General features: G+C 54.3%; 16 protein-coding genes. 8 read left to right on the top strand and 8 right to left on the bottom strand.

Features of this window, described 5'->3' with window-relative positions; all coding sequences use genetic code 11:
* Positions 1-34 precede the first annotated feature (34 nt).
* The gene (locus tag GFC06_RS11925) at positions 35-577 is read right to left on the bottom strand and encodes a YfaZ family outer membrane protein (RefSeq protein WP_016153812.1); all 543 of its coding nucleotides are present in this window, start codon (positions 575-577) and stop codon (positions 35-37) included.
* A 318-nt stretch (positions 578-895) separates the two neighbouring features.
* On the opposite strand from GFC06_RS11925, the gene nudI reads away from it, so the two are divergent.
* From nudI to arnF, 8 genes are all read left to right on the top strand, one after another.
* The gene (gene nudI, locus GFC06_RS11920; RefSeq protein WP_016153813.1) at positions 896-1,321 is read left to right on the top strand and encodes a nucleoside triphosphatase NudI; all 426 of its coding nucleotides are present in this window, start codon (positions 896-898) and stop codon (positions 1,319-1,321) included.
* Positions 1,322-1,612: 291 nt separating this feature from the next.
* On the top strand, positions 1,613-2,752 hold the full coding sequence (arnB, locus tag GFC06_RS11915) for a UDP-4-amino-4-deoxy-L-arabinose aminotransferase (protein WP_153690740.1): 1,140 nt from the start codon (positions 1,613-1,615) through the stop codon (positions 2,750-2,752).
* Between the two features lie 2 nt (positions 2,753-2,754).
* Positions 2,755-3,738 (top strand): undecaprenyl-phosphate 4-deoxy-4-formamido-L-arabinose transferase, encoded by a 984-nt coding sequence (gene arnC, locus GFC06_RS11910; protein WP_049281478.1) that lies wholly within the window; start codon positions 2,755-2,757, stop codon positions 3,736-3,738.
* The gene (gene arnA / locus GFC06_RS11905) at positions 3,735-5,717 is read left to right on the top strand and encodes a bifunctional UDP-4-amino-4-deoxy-L-arabinose formyltransferase/UDP-glucuronic acid oxidase ArnA (protein ID WP_153690187.1); all 1,983 of its coding nucleotides are present in this window, start codon (positions 3,735-3,737) and stop codon (positions 5,715-5,717) included. Before arnC ends, arnA begins: the two co-directional genes overlap by 4 nt.
* A complete protein-coding gene (gene arnD / locus GFC06_RS11900) occupies positions 5,714-6,616 on the top strand; it encodes a 4-deoxy-4-formamido-L-arabinose-phosphoundecaprenol deformylase (RefSeq protein ID WP_153690186.1) in 903 nt (300 codons plus the stop codon). Before arnA ends, arnD begins: the two co-directional genes overlap by 4 nt.
* Positions 6,613-8,271: a lipid IV(A) 4-amino-4-deoxy-L-arabinosyltransferase gene (gene arnT / locus GFC06_RS11895; RefSeq protein ID WP_153690185.1), complete on the top strand. Its 1,659-nt coding sequence runs from the start codon at positions 6,613-6,615 to the stop codon at positions 8,269-8,271. The genes arnD and arnT overlap by 4 nt, the downstream gene beginning before the upstream one ends.
* On the top strand, positions 8,268-8,603 hold the full coding sequence (gene arnE, locus GFC06_RS11890) for a 4-amino-4-deoxy-L-arabinose-phosphoundecaprenol flippase subunit ArnE (RefSeq protein WP_016153819.1): 336 nt from the start codon (positions 8,268-8,270) through the stop codon (positions 8,601-8,603). The genes arnT and arnE overlap by 4 nt, the downstream gene beginning before the upstream one ends.
* The gene (arnF, locus tag GFC06_RS11885) at positions 8,603-8,989 is read left to right on the top strand and encodes a 4-amino-4-deoxy-L-arabinose-phosphoundecaprenol flippase subunit ArnF (RefSeq protein ID WP_016153820.1); all 387 of its coding nucleotides are present in this window, start codon (positions 8,603-8,605) and stop codon (positions 8,987-8,989) included. Before arnE ends, arnF begins: the two co-directional genes overlap by 1 nt.
* Before the next feature lie 2 nt (positions 8,990-8,991).
* On the opposite strand, the gene pmrD is transcribed toward arnF, so the two are convergent.
* The 7 genes from pmrD to menF all read right to left on the bottom strand — a co-directional run bounded on the left by pmrD (position 8,992) and on the right by menF (position 16,414).
* Positions 8,992-9,255, bottom strand: coding sequence for a signal transduction protein PmrD (gene pmrD / locus GFC06_RS11880; protein WP_153690184.1), 264 nt, complete (start codon positions 9,253-9,255; stop codon positions 8,992-8,994).
* A 95-nt stretch (positions 9,256-9,350) separates the two neighbouring features.
* Positions 9,351-10,775, bottom strand: coding sequence for an o-succinylbenzoate--CoA ligase (gene menE / locus GFC06_RS11875; protein WP_153690183.1), 1,425 nt, complete (start codon positions 10,773-10,775; stop codon positions 9,351-9,353).
* Positions 10,772-11,734, bottom strand: coding sequence for an o-succinylbenzoate synthase (menC, locus tag GFC06_RS11870; RefSeq protein ID WP_049281484.1), 963 nt, complete (start codon positions 11,732-11,734; stop codon positions 10,772-10,774). Before menC ends, menE begins: the two co-directional genes overlap by 4 nt.
* A complete protein-coding gene (gene menB / locus GFC06_RS11865) occupies positions 11,734-12,591 on the bottom strand; it encodes a 1,4-dihydroxy-2-naphthoyl-CoA synthase (protein ID WP_003027671.1) in 858 nt (285 codons plus the stop codon). Before menB ends, menC begins: the two co-directional genes overlap by 1 nt.
* A 14-nt stretch (positions 12,592-12,605) precedes the next feature.
* Positions 12,606-13,364, bottom strand: a complete 759-nt coding sequence (gene menH, locus GFC06_RS11860) for a 2-succinyl-6-hydroxy-2,4-cyclohexadiene-1-carboxylate synthase (RefSeq protein ID WP_153690182.1) — start codon at positions 13,362-13,364, stop codon at positions 12,606-12,608.
* On the bottom strand, positions 13,361-15,031 hold the full coding sequence (gene menD / locus GFC06_RS11855; protein ID WP_016153825.1) for a 2-succinyl-5-enolpyruvyl-6-hydroxy-3-cyclohexene-1-carboxylic-acid synthase: 1,671 nt from the start codon (positions 15,029-15,031) through the stop codon (positions 13,361-13,363). The genes menH and menD overlap by 4 nt, the downstream gene beginning before the upstream one ends.
* 84 nt (positions 15,032-15,115) lie before the next feature.
* Positions 15,116-16,414: an isochorismate synthase MenF gene (gene menF / locus GFC06_RS11850; protein ID WP_049281487.1), complete on the bottom strand. Its 1,299-nt coding sequence runs from the start codon at positions 16,412-16,414 to the stop codon at positions 15,116-15,118.
* Between the last annotated feature and the right edge of the window lie 50 nt (positions 16,415-16,464).

Raw genomic sequence — 16,464 nt, 5'->3', positions numbered from 1 at the left:
GGGGAAGGCGCGACTGAACGCCGCGCCGGAAAAATCAGAAACTCGCGTTAACCCCAACGTACGGGCCGTCAGCAATCGCGTTATCGCGGTTACCGTCTTTGCCTGCCAGGTTCAGGTAGCGATAACCGGCTTCAATGCTCAGCGGACGCATAATGGTCAGACGCGCACCTGCATTCGCTTCTTCATAGCTGTCGATACCGCTGGAAAGAGAATCGGGAGAGTAATAATACTCACCAAACAGGCGGAGGCTGTCGCCAATCGGCCACTGCAAACCGCCACCGACCGCCGCCGCGTAACCCTCGTCACCATCATTCGGGTTAGTATAAATGCCTTTCCCACCGACCGTTGCCAGCAGCGGACCGAGAGGAATATTCAGACCCAGTCCCAGCCCGGCCGCATCGCCGTCGTCATCGTTATGCATCCAGTTACCGCTGACGGCCAAACCGGTGGTCTCAGTACCCATACCGAACCCCAGGTTGGTGTAGTCTTCGCCAGCCTGGCCGCTGATGCTAATCGCGCTCGCCGACGCGGAAACAAACAGCATTCCGGCAAAACCCAACATTAAACTTTTTTTCATTTTCTATCCTTTCCAGCAAGAATCAAAACATAGCCCCAAAACCGGTGAATTGTACTGTTAGATCACGAGGAATCAATGCACTAAAAAAGCGATGCAATAACATATTGTAAGCAAATACTACTCACAAGATTTAGATAAGGTTAAATTCTTGTAGCAATTACACCGCTGAGGGCAGCAGAACGCCATTTTCAACAAACATCCTGTTTTCCCTGGCAAAGCGGCGTTATTCGTCGATGAAGCGTTTTTTCTACCGTCAGCAAAAGGTAAGATGCGTGCACGATGGAATTTTCTATACCTCCCCCTACAAGGATTCGACTTATGCGCCAAAGAACAATTGTTTGCCCATTAATTCAAAACGATGGCTGTTATTTACTGTGCAAAATGGCTGACGACCGCGGTGTGTTCCCCGGTCAGTGGGCGCTTTCTGGCGGCGGCGTTGAACCGGGTGAACGTATTGAAGAAGCTTTGCGCCGTGAAGTAAGAGAAGAGCTGGGCGAACAACTGGTGTTATCAGATATTACGCCATGGACCTTCAGTGACGATGTTCGCACCAAAACGTACGCCGATGGCAGTCAGGAAGAGATTTATATGATTTATCTCATCTTCGATTGTGTGGCGGCTAATCGTGAAGTGAAGATTAACGAAGAATTCCAGGCATTCGCCTGGGTTAAAGCGGAAGATCTCGGCTCTTACGATTTAAATATCGCCACGCGTAAAACGTTAACCTTGAAAGGATTACTGTAAATTATCATTTTAATAACGGCATATAATTAGCATTCTTAATAGCGGCATTGCGCTCATCAGTCTGCAGATAACAGCAATGTCGTCCAAACTACTCAAGAACCTACATGATCTTTTTTTCATTAAGATAAATAAAAAATACGCTATTCCTCTCTCTTTCCCAAACCTTAAACTCTTAAGGATAAATTAACCTTCCGTCATTACCCTTTGAAGCCTGATGAAATAATTAACGACGCCCCTGTTTATCACTAAAAATAAAATGTCGGTGGCGTTAAATGGCTTGAAGGAATAATGATGTCTGACTTTTTGCCTTTCTCTCGCCCGGCAATGGGGGCAGAAGAACTTGCTGCTGTGAAGACGGTTCTGGACTCTGGATGGATAACCACCGGCCCGAAAAATCAACAGCTGGAAGAAGCCTTCTGCCAGCTCACGGGAAATCAACACGCCGTCGCCGTCTGCTCCGCTACGGCAGGAATGCACATCACGCTGATGGCGCTGGACATCGGTGCAGGCGATGAGATCATTACACCGTCAATGACGTGGGTTTCTACCCTCAACATGATTGTCCTGTTGGGTGCGACGCCAGTCATGATCGACGTCGACCGCGATACGCTCATGGTCACACCGGAGCAAATTGAGGCCGCCATCACCCCGCGAACCAAAGCCATTATTCCGGTACATTACGCAGGCGCCCCCGCCGACCTGGACGCGATTTATGCCATTGGCGAACGCTATGGCATTCCGATTATAGAAGATGCGGCCCACGCCGTAGGGACGTTGTATAAAGGTCGTCATGTCGGCGCGCGCGGCACGGCAATATTCTCGTTTCACGCCATCAAAAATATTACCTGCGCCGAAGGCGGGTTGATCGTTACCGACGACAGCCAGCTTGCCCAACGGCTTCGCAGCCTGAAGTTTCACGGTCTGGGCGTTGATGCCTTTGATCGACAAACCTATGGCCGGGCGCCGCAGGCCGAAGTGCTTGCGCCAGGGTACAAGTACAACCTCACGGATATCAATGCCGCCATTGCGTTGGTACAGCTAAATAAACTGGAACACCTGAACTCACGCCGGGCGCAAATTGCCCGCGAGTATCAACAGGCGCTGGCCGATACGCCATTTCAACCACTGAGTCTGCCCCAGTGGGCGCACGTTCACGCCTGGCACCTGTTCATCATCCGCGTTGACGAAGCCCGCTGCGGTCTGAGCAGAGATGCCTTAATGGAGGCGTTAAAGGCCAAAAATATCGGCACCGGTCTGCATTTTCGTGCGGCCCATACGCAAAAATATTACCGCGAACGCTTCACTACCCTTTCGCTCCCCAATACAGAATGGAATAGTGCGCGCATTTGCTCACTGCCGTTATTCCCCGATATGACCGCCGATGACACCCAGCGGGTAATTACGGCACTTCACGAGATTGCAGGACAATAACCATGTTTGAAGCAGCACCGATCAAAAAAGTCTCGGTGGTCATTCCCGTTTTTAATGAGCAGGAAAGCTTACCGGAGTTAATCAGACGTACCAGCGCTGCCTGCGAAAAATTGGGCAAAGACTATGAAATTTTGCTAATTGATGACGGCAGCAGCGACCATTCCGCACAGCTGATGATGGACGCTTCCCAGGCACCGAACAGCCACATTGTTTCTATTTTATTGAATCGCAATTACGGGCAACACTCGGCGATTATGGCCGGTTTCAGTCATGTCACCGGCGACGTGATCATCACACTGGATGCCGATTTGCAAAACCCGCCGGAGGAGATCCCACGGCTGGTCGCCACCGCAGATGAAGGCTTCGATGTGGTCGGCACGGTACGTCAGAACCGTCAGGACAGCGTATTTCGTAAGACCGCATCGCGAATGATTAACCATCTGATTCAGCGCACCACCGGTAAAGCGATGGGCGACTACGGTTGCATGTTACGCGCTTATCGCCGCCACATTGTCGATGCCATGCTGCATTGCCAGGAGCGCAGCACCTTTATCCCGATTCTGGCCAACATTTTTGCCCGGCGCGCTACGGAAATCCCGGTACACCATGCAGAGCGAGAATTTGGTGACTCCAAATACAGCTTTATGCGTCTGATCAACCTGATGTATGACCTGGTGACCTGTCTGACCACAACGCCACTTCGTATGTTGAGCCTGTTGGGTAGCGTAATCGCCGCCACTGGCTTTACCTTGTCTATCCTGCTTGTGGTTCTGCGTCTGACGCTCGGTCCACAGTGGGCCGCGGAAGGGGTATTCATGCTGTTTGCCGTCCTGTTTACCTTTATCGGCGCACAGTTTATTGGCATGGGTTTACTCGGCGAATATATCGGTCGCATCTATAACGATGTCCGCGCCCGCCCCCGCTATTTTGTTCAACACGTTATCCGCCCACAAACCACGCAGCCAACCGAGGAAAACCGCGCATGAAAGCCATCGTATTTGCCTATCACGATATGGGATGTCAGGGTGTCCAGGCTTTGTTGGATGCAGGTTATGAAATCGCTGCCATTTTCACGCACACCGATAATCCGGGCGAAAAAGCATTTTTTGGATCGGTTTCCCGCCTTGCCGCCAGCGCCGGAATTCCGGTTTACGCCCCGGACGAGGTCAATCATCCCTTATGGATTGAACGCATTAGCCAACTGGCGCCGGATGTTATCTTCTCGTTCTACTATCGTCATTTACTGAGTGATGAGATCCTCAGTCTTGCGCCTGCCGGGGCTTTTAATCTGCATGGTTCGTTGCTGCCGAAATACCGTGGTCGCGCGCCGCTGAACTGGGTATTGGTCAATGGCGAAACCGAAACCGGCGTCACGCTTCACCGCATGGTCAAACGCGCGGATGCTGGCGCCATTATTGCCCAGCAGCGCGTCGCTATTTCGCCAGATGACGTGGCGTTAACGCTGCACCATAAATTGTGCCAGGCTGCGCGTCACCTGCTGGAACAGGCACTGCCCGCGATTAAAACCGGGGATTATGCAGAACGCCCCCAACAGGAAGCAGATGCTACCTGTTTTGGTCGCCGTACACCGGAAGATAGCTTCCTCGACTGGAACACACCTGCCGCGGAGTTGCATAACCAGGTCCGCGCCGTCAGCGATCCGTGGCCGGGCGCATATAGCTATGTCGGCACACAAAAGTTCACCGTCTGGTCATCGCGCGTTTGCGTAAATGACTCAGCGGCCCAACCGGGTACCGTCATCTCCGTTTCTCCTTTGCTGATCGCCTGCGGCGATGGCGCCCTGGAAATTATTACCGGACAAGCTGGCGATGGTATTGCAATGCAAGGGTCGCAACTGGCGCAGGTTCTGGGCCTGGTACCAGGTTCTCGCCTGAACAGCCAGTCGGTTGCCACCAGCAAATGCCGTACCCGTGTGCTGATCCTCGGCGTTAATGGCTTCATTGGTAACCATCTGACCGAACGCCTGCTGCAAGAAGATCATTACGAAGTGTATGGGCTCGATATTGGCAGTGACGCCATTGGACGTTTTCTGCAGCATCCGCGATTCCACTTCGTCGAAGGCGACATCAGCATTCACTCCGAATGGATTGAATACCATGTTAAAAAATGCGACGTCGTGCTGCCGCTGGTGGCGATCGCAACGCCAATCGAATATACCCGCAACCCGCTGCGCGTATTTGAGCTCGATTTTGAAGAGAACCTGAAAATCATTCGCTACTGCGTGAAATACCGTAAGCGCATCATTTTCCCGTCAACGTCCGAAGTCTACGGCATGTGTACCGACAAAGTCTTCGATGAGGACAGCTCGAATCTGATCGTCGGTCCGGTGAATAAACCACGCTGGATCTACTCCGTTTCCAAGCAGTTGTTGGACCGCGTAATCTGGGCGTACGGCGAAAAAGAGGGATTGCGCTTCACCCTGTTCCGCCCGTTTAACTGGATGGGGCCGCGTCTGGACAGCCTTAACGCCGCGCGTATCGGCAGCTCACGCGCCATTACCCAACTGATCCTCAATCTGGTGGAAGGTTCACCGATTAAGCTGATTGAAGGCGGCAAGCAAAAACGCTGCTTTACCGACATTCGGGATGGTATCGAAGCCCTGTACCGCATCATTGAAAACGAAGGCGGACGCTGCGACGGTGAGATTATCAACATCGGTAATCCGCAGAACGAAGCGAGTATTCAGGAACTGGCAGAAATGCTGCTTACCTGCTTTGAAAAACATCCATTGCGTAGCCACTTCCCGCCGTTTGCCGGTTTCCGTGACGTCGAAAGCAGCAGCTACTATGGTAAAGGTTATCAAGACGTTGAACATCGTAAGCCCAACATCCGCAATGCGAAACGCTGCCTGAACTGGGAGCCCACCATTGAGATGCAGGAAACGGTAGAAGAGACGCTGGACTTCTTCTTACGCAGTGTGAATATCACGGAACACACATCATGACCCAAGTCGGCTTGCGCATAGATGTCGATACTTTCAGGGGGACGCGCGAAGGCGTACCCCGCCTGCTGGAGACATTGAACCGACATAACGTGCGGGCAAGTTTTTTCTTTAGCGTTGGGCCGGACAACATGGGACGCCATCTCTGGCGTCTTGTGAAACCACAATTTCTGTGGAAGATGCTGCGCTCAAACGCCGCATCACTTTACGGATGGGATATATTGCTGGCGGGAACCGCCTGGCCGGGAAAAGAGATCGGCCAGGCCAACGCGGCGATCATTGCGCAAACCGCCCTGCTTCATGAAACCGGTCTGCATGCCTGGGATCACCATGCCTGGCAGGCGCGAAGCGGAAACTGGAATGACAAACAGCTGATTGATGATATTTCACGAGGCATCACGGCCCTTGAAACTCTTATCGGACAACCCGTCACTTGTTCTGCCGTTGCCGGATGGCGTGCCGACGATCGCGTCGTCCACGCCAAAGAAACGTTCCATCTGCGTTATAACAGCGACTGTCGGGGAACGTCGTTATTCCGTCCGGTGCTGACATCCGGGAAAACAGGTACGCCGCAAATTCCCGTCACGCTACCCACCTGGGATGAAGTGGTTGGTCAGGAAGTCCAGGCGGTGGACTTCAACGCTCACATTCTCTCCCACATCCAGATGAGCAGAGGAACACCGGTGTATACCATTCATGCGGAAGTTGAAGGCATCGCCTTTCAGCAGAATTTTGACGAGCTGCTTACTCGCGCCGCAGACATGGGGATAACATTTTGCCCGCTCGGCGACCTGTTACCGGACGATGTCAGTTCGCTGCCAACAGGGCAGATCGTGCGTGGCAAAATACCCGGCAGAGAGGGATGGGTCGGCCGCCAACAACCAGTGAGTGTGACAAGATGAAACTTACTGTCCGCTACACCCTGGCATTTATCGCTTTTATTGCGCTGTATTTTATTCTCCCCATCAACAGTCGCCTGCTGTGGCAACCTGATGAAACGCGCTATGCCGAAATCAGTCGGGAAATGCTGACCTCTGGCGACGGGATCGTTCCGCACTTTTTAGGGCTGCGGTATTTTGAAAAACCGATTGCCGGATACTGGTTAAACAGCATCGGGCAATGGCTGTTTGGCGCCAATAATTTCGGCGTCAGAGCAGGAGCCATTTTTGCCACTTTGCTGACGGCGCTAATGGTTGCCTGGCTTGCCATGCGGTTGTGGCGGGATAAGCGCACCGCCGTACTCTCTTCGGTTATCTTTTTAACGTTTTTTTCGGTTTACAGCATCGGCACCTACGCGGTACTTGATCCCATCATTGCGCTCTGGCTAATGGCGGGCATGTGCTGCTTTTGGGAAGGGATGCAAGCCACCAGCAGAACGCGCAAAATTACCGCCTTTCTGCTGTTAGGGTTAACCTGCGGCATGGGCGTGATGACCAAGGGTTTCCTGGCACTCGCCGTTCCTGTACTCAGCGTACTGCCGTGGGTTTTCGTACAAAAGCGCTGGAAAGATCTCATTATCTACGGTCTGCTGGCAGTACTCGGTTGCATCGTGACTGTGCTGCCTTGGGGAATAGCGATTGCCCGGCGTGAGCCGGATTTCTGGCATTACTTCTTCTGGGTTGAACATATTCAACGCTTCGCGCAGGAGGATGCCCAACATAAGGCCCCCGTCTGGTACTACGTTCCGGTATTGGTGGCAGGCGCATTACCGTGGCTCGGGCTGCTCCCCGGCGCGCTGCGTACGGGCTGGCGTGAACGGGATGTTCCGCGCAGCGCACTGTACCTGCTGAGCTGGATTATCATGCCAATCCTGTTTTTCAGCATCGCGAAAGGAAAACTGCCGACCTATATTCTTTCCTGCTTCGCGCCGCTGGCAATATTGACGGCGCGGTTCGGCCTGCAGGCCGCGCAAAAAGGTGCAACCGCGCTGCGCGTGAATGGCTGGATCAACGTTCTGTTCGGTGTAACCGGCATTGTCGCCACGTTTATTGTTTCTACACTGGGTCCATTAAAGACGCCGGTCTGGTCGCATATCGAAACCTATAAGGTGTTTTGTGCGTGGGGCATTTTTATCATCTGGACGCTCTTTGGCTGCTATACGCTAAATAACCGCGAGAAGAACTGGACGTTCGCAGCGCTGTGTCCATTAGGCCTGGCACTGTTGTTTGGCTTCTCCATTCCTGACCGGGTGATGGAATCTAAACAGCCACAATTTTTTGTCGAGATGACCAAAGAGTCGCTGGAGTCGAGTCGTTATATTCTCACCGACAGCGTTGGCGTCGCCGCGGGGCTGGCCTGGAGCCTGAAGCGTGACGACATCATAATGTACGGACAAACGGGCGAGTTAAAATATGGCCTTAACTACCCGGATGCCCAGGGGCGTTTTGTCGGGCGGGGGAACTTTGCCGAGTGGTTAGCGCAACATCGTCAGCAAGGAAACATTACGCTCGTGCTTTCAGTCGATAAGGATGAAGATATTAATCGACTTGCTATCCCTCCCGCTGACTATATCGATAATCAGGGGCGTCTGGTCCTGATTCAGTATCGGCCGAAATGATCTGGATAGCCTTAGTTCTCGCCAGCCTGCTCAGCGTCTGCGGTCAATTATGCCAGAAGCAGGCGTCGCGACCCGTTCCCGTTCGAGCGCGAAAACGCCACATTACGCTATGGATTGGGCTTGCTCTGGCAAGTCTCGGTCTGGCTATGCTGCTATGGCTGGCAGTGCTGCAGAACATTCCGGTCGGCATCGCCTACCCCATGCTGAGTCTTAATTTTGTATGGGTGACTCTGGCTGCCTGGAAAATCTGGCGCGAACCCGTCACCCCGCGCCACTGGCTGGGAGTGGGGTTAATCATCACCGGCATCTTTATTCTTGGGAGTGCGGTGTAATGGGCATCTTTTGGGGATTATGCAGCGTTATTATCACTTCAGCCGCCCAGTTGAGTCTCGGCTTTGCGATGGATAATCTGCCGCCAATGCTGCAGCCGCAGCAATTCATTTCTGCCGTATTCTCTCTTAGCGTTGGCGCGTTTGCTCTGTATGCCGGACTGGCAGGGTATTTACTGTCGGTGATTTGCTGGCATAAAGCGCTGCACCAGCTCGCACTGAGCAAAGCGTATGCCCTGCTCAGCCTGAGCTATGTACTGGTGTGGGTTGCATCAATGATCCTGCCCGGCTGGCAGGGAATATTTTCAGCGAAAGCGCTCGCCGGAGTGCTGTGCATCATGGCAGGGCTACTGACGATTTTTTTACCTTCACACCAGCGCCAACCCTGAGATTATTTATCTTCAGACAGTGGTAACAGGCGTTCCCATTCGTCGCACATGTACTGTCTGGCATCAATTATTTTGATTAACCGTGAGGTATCGCGATTAATGCAATACAGTGCATCTTTCAGCGGTGAAAGGAGGTCTCCGGGCTTAACCCACTCGGAAGATTGAGCCTCAGCCAGCATCTTTAGCGAACCGCCGCCATCACAAAGTACGATATAGAGCCTGCCTGCTTTTTTGTGACAGCAAGACTTCTTCACATGCCATTCCATAGCGCACCTTTTGTTAAAAAATTTCACAACAGGTTACACATTAGCAGATAAACAAAATGACAATAGCGACTCAATAGCGAAAGTGAGAAATGTAATTACTGTTTGCTTAATTTTAAGAATGAAGCACTTACCCAATCTGACAGCGCACGACGAGAGATTTTAATCCCTCCGGATTTTAGTTCGGGTGGCAATGTCAGCCAGCATACCGGTTGCTGAAAGCGGGCCAGCTTATCTTTCACCCACTCTGCCAGATTGGTGTCACCCGCATTGGTGTCATACTCAACGACCGCCACCGGGCGATGACCAAACTCTTTGTCTTCTATCGGCACAATGAAGGCTTGCAGAACATGCGGATGCGCAGCAATCACGCGTTCCACCTCTTCCGGCTGTATGCCTTCCCCGCCGCTAAAGAACAGATTGTCCATCCGACCGACAATGGTTAACTTGCCGTCCTTCAACACCCCGCGATCGCGGGTGGCAAACCAGCCTTCCGCGTTTACTAAAGGAATCAGCTGCCCGTTACGCCAGTAACCTTGTGCCATGCTGGCGGCACGCAGCCAGACTTCACCACCAACGATTCTGACTTCTCTGCCTGCCAGGGGCGACCCCACATCCGCCAGGCCATCCGCTTCTTTCGCACAGACCGTAGAAGCAAACTCCGTTAAACCGTAACCGCACCAGCAGCGAATCCTTTGCTCGCGCGCCTGTTCCGTCAATTCAACAGGAATTGCCGCGCCCCCCAGGAGCACTGCTTTGAGCGTTACCGCCGTTTTGTTGACCAGCAGGCGCCACAGCTGCGTGGGCACCAGCGAAGCATGAGTGCATCCAGCCAGCATTTGCTCCAACGGCTGCTTATCGCGTACGGTCATTCGTGCCCCGGCAAACAACCAACGCCACAAAATACCCTGGCCGGAAACATGAAACAGCGGCAGCGAGAGCAGCCAGTCATCTTCAGCGTCAAACGGCATTAATGACAGCACGCCCTGCGCGCTTGCCAGATGAGCCTGACAGGTATGCACCGCTGCCTTTGGCAATCCGGTAGAACCTGAGGTTAACGTCATCGTACTCAAACGCTGGGGTAACCACGCGGCGGCATGCTTGCCTGGCACTGCCTGCATCTGCAACGGATGGAGTCCCGCGAGAACATTAGCTGCCTCAAGATCCAGCGCAAAACGCAGCGTTAAGTCCGGGACCAGCGCGTCAAGCAGCGATTGAGGCAGCTGTGGGTTCATAGGTAAAACCCGCGCCCCACATTGCAGCAATGCCAGCCAGGCCAGCAAAGCACGTGGATGATTCCAGGCGCGAAGCAGGACGCCATCGCCCTCTTCCACGCCCTGAGCGGCAAAACCGCTGGCCAGATGGTCAACGCGCGTGCAAAGCTCGCTCCAGCTTAATACTTCATCGTTGAGGCGTAGAGCAGGCACCTCTGCACGAACCTGTCGCCAGTGACGCCACGGCCAGTCATCGGGTTGTACCAGGCCCGATATGCTTACGCTATCGGGCATTTCCCGCTGGGTCATAGCAGGCGTTCCAGCGCATCAACATCGATACACGGCAATGCGCTACCCGGCCAGGTGCGTACCTGCTGGCACTGCATCAGGCTCAAGGTATCCAGCCCCGGAATGGTCTGCGGCGTCAGCCAGGCCGCAATTCGCGCCAGTTGGGTTAAGCCCAGGCTCGACTCGATCGACGAACTAATAACAGCGGTGAGACCAAGCGCATGCGCCGCTGCTACCTGTTCGCGCACTTTTTCGAGACTGCCCGTCAGCGTAGGTTTGATAACCACTGCCTTGACGCCCTCTTCGGCTTCGAAGATGAAATCCGCTTCACGCAGGCTTTCATCCCAGGCAATGGCAATGCCGGTTTCACGCGCAAAAGCACGAGAGTCATCGCGGGTTTTGCATGGCTCTTCGAGAAAAGCAATGCGCCCGCGGTACTCTGGATTAACGTACTTCGCGAACTGCTGGGCTTTCAACGGCGTCCAGGCTCGGTTGGCGTCAAGTCGCAAATGCAGCTCCGGGATAGCCTCAAGCAGCAGGTTGGCGACCATACCGTCGCGAACCGCTTCATACAGTCCGACCTTGATCTTCGCTACTTTTTCACCCGGCATGTCCGCCAGTTGCAGTACCAGATCATCAGGATCGCCCGTACACAGCGGCGCAGCACGGTAGTCTGCGTCCTCTGGCAATACGCCAGCCAGTTCGGCCAGCGCGCAGCTTGTGCCAAAGGCGACCGAAGGCAGCTGCGGTAAGGAAGAATCCCCCTGTAGCCAGCCGTTGACCCAGGCCAGCAGCTCGGTTTGCGCCTCTTCCCAGCTCTCCTGACTGAAGCCCGGCAGCGGGGAGATCTCTCCCCACCCTTCGCGCTCGCCGTCACAAAGGCGAACGTACAGCCCGTCACGCGTTTTTAACCGCCTGTCGCGCAGAATCACCCCCGCGTCCATGGGGATCTGCCAGCGGTATACCTGCGCGCTACGCATTACGGATTCCGTTTAAATTTGCTGAAATCCGGCTGACGTTTCTGGTTAAAGGCGTTACGGCCTTCCTGACCTTCTTCCGTCATGTAGAACAGCATGGTGGCGTTACCCGCCAGCTCTTGCAGACCAGCCTGACCATCGCAGTCGGCGTTCAGTGCAGCTTTCAGGCAGCGCAACGCCATCGGGCTGTTTTGCAGCATTTCACGACACCAGCGTACGGTCTCTTTTTCCAGATCGGCCAGCGGAACCACGGTGTTTACCAGGCCCATATCCAACGCTTGCTTCGCATCGTACTGACGGCACAGGAACCAGATTTCACGCGCTTTTTTCTGACCGACAATACGCGCCATGTAAGAGGCCCCCCAACCGCCATCGAAGGAACCAACTTTCGGACCGGTCTGGCCGAAGATGGCGTTTTCAGCCGCAATGGTCAGGTCACACATCATGTGCAGCACATGGCCGCCGCCGATGGAAAAGCCTGCAACCATCGCCACTACCGGCTTCGGACAGGTACGAATCTGGCGCTGGAAGTCCAGTACGTTCAGGTGATGCACACCGGAATCATCCTGGTATCCGCCGTAGTCACCGCGCACTTTCTGATCGCCACCTGCGCAGAACGCTTTGTCGCCAGCACCGGTCAGAATAATCACGCCAATGTTGTCATCATAGCGAGCATCCGCCAGCGCCTGGATCATCTCTTTCACGGTGACCGGACGGAAGGCATTGCGTACCTGCGGACGATTAATGGTGATTTTTGCGATACCATCGGTGGATTTCTCGTAGAGAATGTCGGTGTAGCCTTCAGAGCAATCGTGCCATTCTACCGGTGCGTAAAGCATTGTTTCATCAGGATAGATCATAAAATGTCCTATAGTCAGCGATGCAGAATCTGAGCCAGACAGTCCACCACGCCAGCGGGATTGTCCCGATGCGCGTTGTGTCCGGCATTACGAATCACATGGCTTGGTACGGATATTTCCGCCGCCAGAGCACGGAATTTATCGTCACGTTCACCACATAAATAATAAAACGGAAATGTGCGCGTAGTGAGTTGCGCACGTAAATCAGGTTGTACCGCTAGCGAGGTGGCCTCCAGCATCGCTGCCAGCGTATGCCCGTTATTCTGGCTACGCAGTGCGACCAGCGCTTCTCTTTGCGCCGCATTCAGCGAGGAAAAAACCGGCTGTTGATACCAGTCAATAAACACCTCGCACAACGGCTCAGCGCGAAAACGCGCAGCCCAGCGACCATCAGCGAGGCGACGCTGAACGCGCGCCTCCTCACTTTGCAAGCCTGGATGTCCACCTTCAACCACCAGACCGCACAGTCCTGGCATCTCCTGACAAGCCGCCATCATCGCGACTCTGCCGCCAAGAGAGTAACCTACCAACCAGTATTTAAGTATGTTGTAACTAAGCAACGTGTTACGCAGCAAAGCGCTTACGTCGTCGAATCCGCTCACGCTGATGTCAGCGGAGCCACCGTGTCCCGGCAGGTCGATATACAGCCGCGAATAATTCTTAAACGCTTCGCCAACCCTCTGCCATTCCCGACAATCACCGGAAAAACCGTGCAGGAAAACCAGCCAGGGAAATCCCGTCTGGCCCACTTTCGCCTGCGCGTGCAGGATCATAGATGGCTTACCTGCGCCAGCAGTTGCTGCAGGGTTTGCGCCCCATCAGTTTCGTTTACCACCAGCTCAATCACCGTTGCCGCCGGAGTACGCCAGGCGTTAGTCAGCGCGCTCTCCAGTTGCTCCCAATTTTCCGGGCGCTGGTATTTAAGGTTAAACATGGCGGCAGCATGCTCAAAATGCACGTTCTGCGGCATCAGGTAGAACCGTTCGCGTTCGCTTGCTGGCGTCGGCAACAGGGAAAAAATTTGCCCGCCGTTATTATTGACCACTATCAGGACAAACGGCGCGGAAACCTGGCGCAATAACGCCAGCGCATTGAGGTCATACAGCGCAGATAAATCGCCGACGATAGCCAGCGTCGATTTCGCACTGGCACGCTGTACGCCTGCTGCCGTTGACAGCAGGCCGTCAATGCCGCTCGCGCCACGGTTGCTATAGACCGGGTAACCCGCCGGAAGCTGCGACAGCGCATCAATCAGGCGCACTACCAGACTGTTGCCTACGAACAGTTGCCCCTGCTCCGGCAAGTATTCGCGGATACGGTGGGCTAATTGCGCTTCACCAAACGCGTCGCGACGGGCTTCTACCGCCTGCCAGGCCAGTTGCGCCAGGCGTGGGATCTCCACGCACCAGGGCTGACGTTTCTCCGCCGGATGCAGCTCCAGCCAGTCGCCAACCGCCGCTACCAGTCTGCGCCCACGATGGTGAGCCGGATCGAGGCGGCCTTCGATATTATCGACAATCCAGTATTCCTGCGGATCACAGCTGGCCTGCCATTGCAGGAGCCGTTTTCCGGTCAGGCTACTGCCAAGCTGCACCACAATCTGCGCCTGCTGTAATTCAGTGACCGCTTTCGCATTTCCCAGCCACAGATCGGCGCACGGCAAAGGTTGTCCGGTTTGCGACAGAACATCGCCAATCAGCGGCCAGCCTAGCATCTGCGCCCACTGCGCAACCTTTTTGCCCTCTTCCGCGCTCATGCGGCCTGCAACAACAACGCCGCGTTTTTGTCGCCAGAAAAACCAGTCACGCTGTTTGTCGCTTTCCAGCCGACGCGACTCACGCAGCCAGGGTTTATCATCCTGCCACCAGTCGCCAAGGCGCTGCTGCCAGTCAATCCCCGTTTCGTCCATGTCGCCATACAGCGGTTCTGCAAATGGGCAATTGATATGAACCGCCCCGCTATGCAGCGCAGCTAAGGCGTTATCAATGGTGGATACCAGCCAACTAGCCGGAATGTTCTGGGTCGGGCGCGGTAAAGAGAGCGTTTGCGATGGATGCGAGGCAAACATTCCGGCCTGACGAATCGCCTGGTTAGCGCCGCAGTCGATAAGCTCAGGAGGTCTGTCAGCCGTGAGTAGAATCAGCTTTTCACCGGTCAGGCCCGCTTCAATCAACGCGGGATACAAATTTGCCACCGCCGTACCGGACGTCACAATCACAGCGACAGGCTGCCGGCTGACTTTTGCCAGACCTAAGGCCAGATGCCCAAGGCCACGCTCATCAAAATGAGTATGGTGAATAAAAGCGGGGTTTTCCGCAGCCGCCAGAGTCAACGGTGTAGAACGAGAGCCAGGGGCAATGCAGACATGCCTGACGCCGTGGCGAGTGAGTGCTTCCAGAATGACCGCCGCCCAGCGTCGGTTAAATGCGCTTACTGACATGAGATTGTCCGGTATCAATATTGCGACACAGTATAAAGAATCGAATAAATGGATTTTTGATATGAGTCGGTAATATACAACTCATTACCCTTCCATCTGTAATAAAGTGCGCAGTCCTGCCGCTTTATTGTCTATTTCTTGCCATTCCTGTTCAGGATCTGAACCACGCACGATCCCTGCCCCGGCATACAGGCGTACCACATTTTCACTAATTTTCGCCGACCGTAATGACACGCAAAACTCGCTTTGGCGCAGAGAAAGGTAACCCGCAGAACCGGCATACCACTCGCGTTCAAACGGTTCATTATGTTGGATAAATTCACGCGCCAGCTCACGCGGAATACCTGCGACTGCCGCCGTGGGCTGGAGCTGCATCAGACAAAGCGTATCATCAGCCTGATTCAGTTCCGTCCAGATACAGCGGCGCAGGTGCTGCACTTTGCGCAGTCTGAGCACCTGCGGCGGCAGCACATCAAGAGTTTGCGTACAGCCTTGCAGACGCTGGCAAATATCTTCGACCACCAGCATATTCTCGCGCTGGTTTTTATCATCTTTCATTAGCCATTCCCCCAACTGCCAGGCCCGATGATCCTCAGGGTGGTTGGCAACGGTTCCCGCCAGCGCCTCGGTGCGCAGCGCCGTGTCACGCCGCCGATACAAACGTTCAGGGGAAGAACCAAGAAACGCACACTTTGCGGAGAACGCCATAAAGAAATGGTAGCAGTTCAGGTTTAGACGACGACTGGAAGCCATCACGGCCGCGGCGTTAACCGACTGAGAAAACTGTAAATCGGTCGCCCGCGCCAGCACGACCTTATCGAGTTGTTCCCCATTGATCGTTTGCGTGGCGAGTTTTATCAGGTCTGTCCAGCCAGTTTTATCCGGCCAGTTCTGTTCTCCCGTCAAACGCAGACGCAATGCGGGCAGCGGCTTTACGTTAGCGAGCGATGAGATAAACGCCACCGCCTGCGCGGCGTCTTCACGCAGCGACACGTCGCTAAAGAGATGTAAGCGTAAGCTCGCCACCCCGGCGCAACGTCGCCACTCCAGCCGTGGCAATAACAAATGGCCGCGCTGAGGCTCAAAGGCATTCAGGCCCCAGATACGCAGTTCAGGATTATCATCATGCTGGTGTAAAAAATGCTGGGCTAATTCGAGCGAGGAAAATGTGGCAACAGCGCCCAGTACGGCGGCTTCTTCATCGCCATTACGCTGTTGCCAGTAAAACTGGGGCCAGACAGGTTGACTGGCCAGCCATCCTAAAGCGTCAAACGCATCATTCAGTGGGAAAGGGATATCGTAAATACGAATTCCAGGTGCTGCTGGTATCTCTTGCGACAAATGACGCATCAGACTTTCCAGCGCAGTAGTGATTGAATGCACGCGGACCTCTCCCTGTTAAAAACCTCACATTATACGGGGTACTGAGCAGA

It is taken from the genome of Citrobacter braakii (assembly GCF_009648935.1).
GTDB lineage: Bacteria > Pseudomonadota > Gammaproteobacteria > Enterobacterales > Enterobacteriaceae > Citrobacter > Citrobacter braakii.
The sequence above is the reverse complement of the archived record's forward strand: the minus strand, read 5'-3'. Positions and strand labels throughout refer to the sequence as shown.